This window comes from Synechococcus sp. R55.8 (assembly GCF_047461895.1).
In the GTDB taxonomy this organism is placed as follows: Bacteria; Cyanobacteriota; Cyanobacteriia; order Thermostichales; family Thermostichaceae; genus Thermostichus.
In genome coordinates, this window is sequence record NZ_JANSIB010000153.1 from 1 (window position 1) to 3,279 (window position 3,279).

Sequence of the window (3,279 nt, forward strand, 5' to 3'; positions counted from 1 at the left end):
AGCGAGTGCTCCAAATATCTGCGCTCCCGAGTTTCCAGCCATTGGCTATACCAGTAAATGGACTGGGCGCCATTGGCATCCGGCAGACGCCATTGAAACCCCAACCAGCGGGCGATGTTTTTCAGGGAATAGCTCTCAATCGGTAACACCACCGAGCGTTGCACCCAGGCCTGTAAATCCACAAAGCGCTGCAACAACTGCCGCAGCTGTCGGGGATCCGTGCGGTATTGCTCCCCCAGCCGTCGGCAGGTCTGCACTTCAAAGCCGTGAAAGTGGTAGATGGGAGCGTCAGGATAGCGTTGTGCCAGTTGCAAGAATTGCTCCCAAGCTTGCCTTTCTTCCCGCGGCTCGGCGGCCAGGCAACTGTGATAGCTCGCAACCTTTTTCCCCTCGGCTTGCTCCACCACCAGCAGGCCCAGCAGATAGGCGACGTTGTGGCGGGGATCCGCCTCGATATCGAAGTACAGCTCTACGGGTGTGGTGGGCAGGGTTTCCGGGGGGGATTGAATCCAGAGAGGCTGCCGGCTGAGGGTGGCGCGGGCTTGCAGCTGCAGTTGCAGGGCCACGCCGGATCCCAACTTGGGAATGGCTTGCAACCTATCCAACTGAGCGTTGGCCAGGGCTTCAATCGAGTGGATCCCCGCCTCTTGCAAAAGGGGATAGCGGGATCCCGTTACGCCCGGCAGCAGGCTGAGGGGTTGAGCGGCGGCGTTCAACTGGCGACAATGCTCCCGCCAGTGGCAAAGATGGCAGCGGCTGCGGGCCATGAACACCTGCGGTGGTTCCGGCTGGTTGAGGGAGTGCAGGTACTCCTGCAGCAATTGCCGCACCTGTGCTCGTCGGCGGCTCAGGTGGACGGGGTGCCACTTCCCATCTTTCAGGATCAAAATGCCCCGCTTGGGAACGTTTCCCTGCAGGGATCCGAGCAACTCTGCCTGCAAAGCCAGCAACAATTCGTATTCCGGTTTGGGGCGTTTGCCGATACGAATATGAACCGGCAGGTAAGAGGATCGGGCGGCGTGGCGACTTCTGCCAACGAGAGCGGGATCCCGAATCAGCAGATCCAGGGAGCTGCTCACCCAAACTGAACGTCTCTCTGGAACAGCTTCAGGCGGCAACGCAAGAGCGGGCACCATCTCGTAGTCTTCTGGGGCAGGGATGGGATCCCTTGGAGAGGAGGAGTGAGGGACAGGTTCAGAAGCAAGCTGCAACAGCTCTGCCTCAGCAGTACAGTTGAGATCTTCCTGCGGTTGCCAAAACAGCTCTGCGGCAATCCGTCCGCCGTAGATCCGCTCCGCCCCGTCGGCCATGGCTGCCAAGAGAGCTTCATTGCCCGGCGCAACCCGTTCTCCGGGGAATCGCTCAAACACAGCGGCTGCCAGGGCTTGGCGATCCCGCCGCCATTGCTCCAGCAGGTTGTCCGGCGGCAGCTTGGCCTCTTGAGGGCCAAAGCGATCCAGGTAAGGCAAGCGTCGGCAACGAAAGAAAGCAAGCAGCTCCTCAGCCTCAACAGAACCCTGTCCTGCTGCTGCAACCTGGCACTCCAACGGTGGAAAACCTCAGCTCTGCTGCCATTGTGGCACGCCCCCAGGTTGCCCTCTGATCCTTCAAGACTTGGGATCCTGAGCGGGCAGGAGATGGGCGATGATCCGCTCAATCGTCTCAGATTGGCGACGAGCTGTATCGGCTTGCTGTTGACATATTGCCTTTAACTCTCCCAGCCAAGTGCTCTGCTCCTGGGATATCAGCACCTGTTGTTGAACAATGGCTTTCAGATGGGTCAGGTCATCCTTGACGAAGCTGACGGTCTCGGCCAAGGTCAACACAGCCCCAACCAGGCGATCCAGCCGGAAGTCAATTTGGTCGAACCGGTCTTTGCTCTGCATTTTCCTTACATTGGTTAGTAGAGGTTATCGGTGGGCGCTGAAGGGAAGTCACTTCACCAAGAAAAAGCCCCAAGCCGAACAGTCAGCCCGCTCAAGCTTGTGTCTTTATTGTTACCCATACGTACAGATACGTACAGATATGCCATGAGCTATCCAGCCCAATTTCCCCTTCCAGAGTCTGTACAGGTGTTGTCTTGGGAGTGCGGTTCACCCTTCAGACGCAATGTGTACTATTTTGCAAGATCCAGAGAAAAACCCCAGAGAACGAAATCACAGCCACGCAAAAGCTCAAGAGACAACCCAGACTGCTGCCAGCAGCAGGGATCCCTGATAAGACCTGCAGCTTGCTGACACGGCTGGCGTATGCTGGAGAATAAAGATTTCTTTACACTTTACCGGAGCGGACTGTGACAGCTCTTTCGACGGCCCCAACCTTGCCCCAAACCAAGACGGTGGCGGTGGAAATGCAGGGGGTGTGGAAGCGCTTTGGGCAGCAGGTTGCCGTTCAAGATTTGAGCCTGCAGATCCCCCAGGGGGAAGTGTTTGCCCTGTTGGGGCCCAACGGCGCCGGCAAATCCACCACCATCCGCATGCTTACTAGCCTTACCCGACCCAGCCAGGGATCCATCCGGGTGGGGGGCTACGATGTGGTGCGGGATCCGGTGGCGGTGCGGCAGCAAATTGGCGTAGTTCTGCAGCCTATCACCCTAGAGGCAGAGCTGACCGTTTGGGAAAACCTGGAGTTCCACGGGCGTATGCACCACATCCCCAACCCAGAGCGGCAACGGCGCATCGATGAATGGCTGGAGTATGTGCGGCTGGCGGATCGCCGGCAAGACAAAGTGAAAACCCTCTCAGGGGGAATGAAACGACGCTTGCAGGTGGCCAGGGCGTTACTGCATCGCCCCCAGATTTTGTTTTTGGACGAGCCCACCGTCGGGTTGGATCCCCAGGCGCGGCGGCTGTTGTGGGAGATCTTGCGGGATCTCAATCGGCAGGGCATGACCTTGCTGATTACCACCCACTACATGGAGGAGGCAGAAGAGCTGTGCGACCGCATCGGCATCATGGATGGGGGAAGGTTGATCGAGTTGGGCAGCACCGAGCAACTGCGGGCCAAGTATGGAGAGGCCCTGCTGGTGCGATCCTGTCCTGGCCGGGAGGTGGAGTACACCTTTTTCCCCAGCTTGGCGGAAGCTCAGCGGCAGTTGGAGGCAGAACCCGACAAAACCGGCCTCATGGTGCGCCCGGCCAACTTAGAAGACATTTTTGTGCGTTTGACAGGCCGCCGCTTGGATTAACGGGCCCTCACCCCTGGCCCCTCTCCCAACGTGAAGAGGGGAGCATGACTCTAGTCAATAATAAGCTCAACTATACTGAAAATAATGTATAA

Annotated in this window: 3 protein-coding genes; 1 reads left to right on the plus strand and 2 read right to left on the minus strand. The window is 58.2% G+C overall.

Features of this window, described 5'->3' with window-relative positions; genetic code table 11:
• Positions 1-1,469 (minus strand): TM0106 family RecB-like putative nuclease (locus NW829_RS11925; RefSeq protein WP_414417169.1); only part of this gene is annotated, 1,469 nt, incomplete at its 3' end.
• Between the two features lie 138 nt (positions 1,470-1,607).
• A complete protein-coding gene (locus tag NW829_RS11930; RefSeq protein WP_011431115.1) occupies positions 1,608-1,886 on the minus strand; it encodes a hypothetical protein in 279 nt (92 codons plus the stop codon).
• 452 nt (positions 1,887-2,338) lie between these two features.
• Between NW829_RS11930 and NW829_RS11935 the strand changes: the two genes are divergently transcribed.
• The gene (locus tag NW829_RS11935; protein WP_011433616.1) at positions 2,339-3,187 is read left to right on the plus strand and encodes an ABC transporter ATP-binding protein; all 849 of its coding nucleotides are present in this window, start codon (positions 2,339-2,341) and stop codon (positions 3,185-3,187) included.
• Positions 3,188-3,279: the final 92 nt, after the last annotated feature.

What these genes read in the sequence shown, in the direction of transcription:
- NW829_RS11930 (WP_011431115.1), bottom strand. Translation starts at nt 1,886, where the DNA reads ATGCAGAGCAAAGACCGGTTCGACCAAATTGACTTCCGGCTGGATCGC.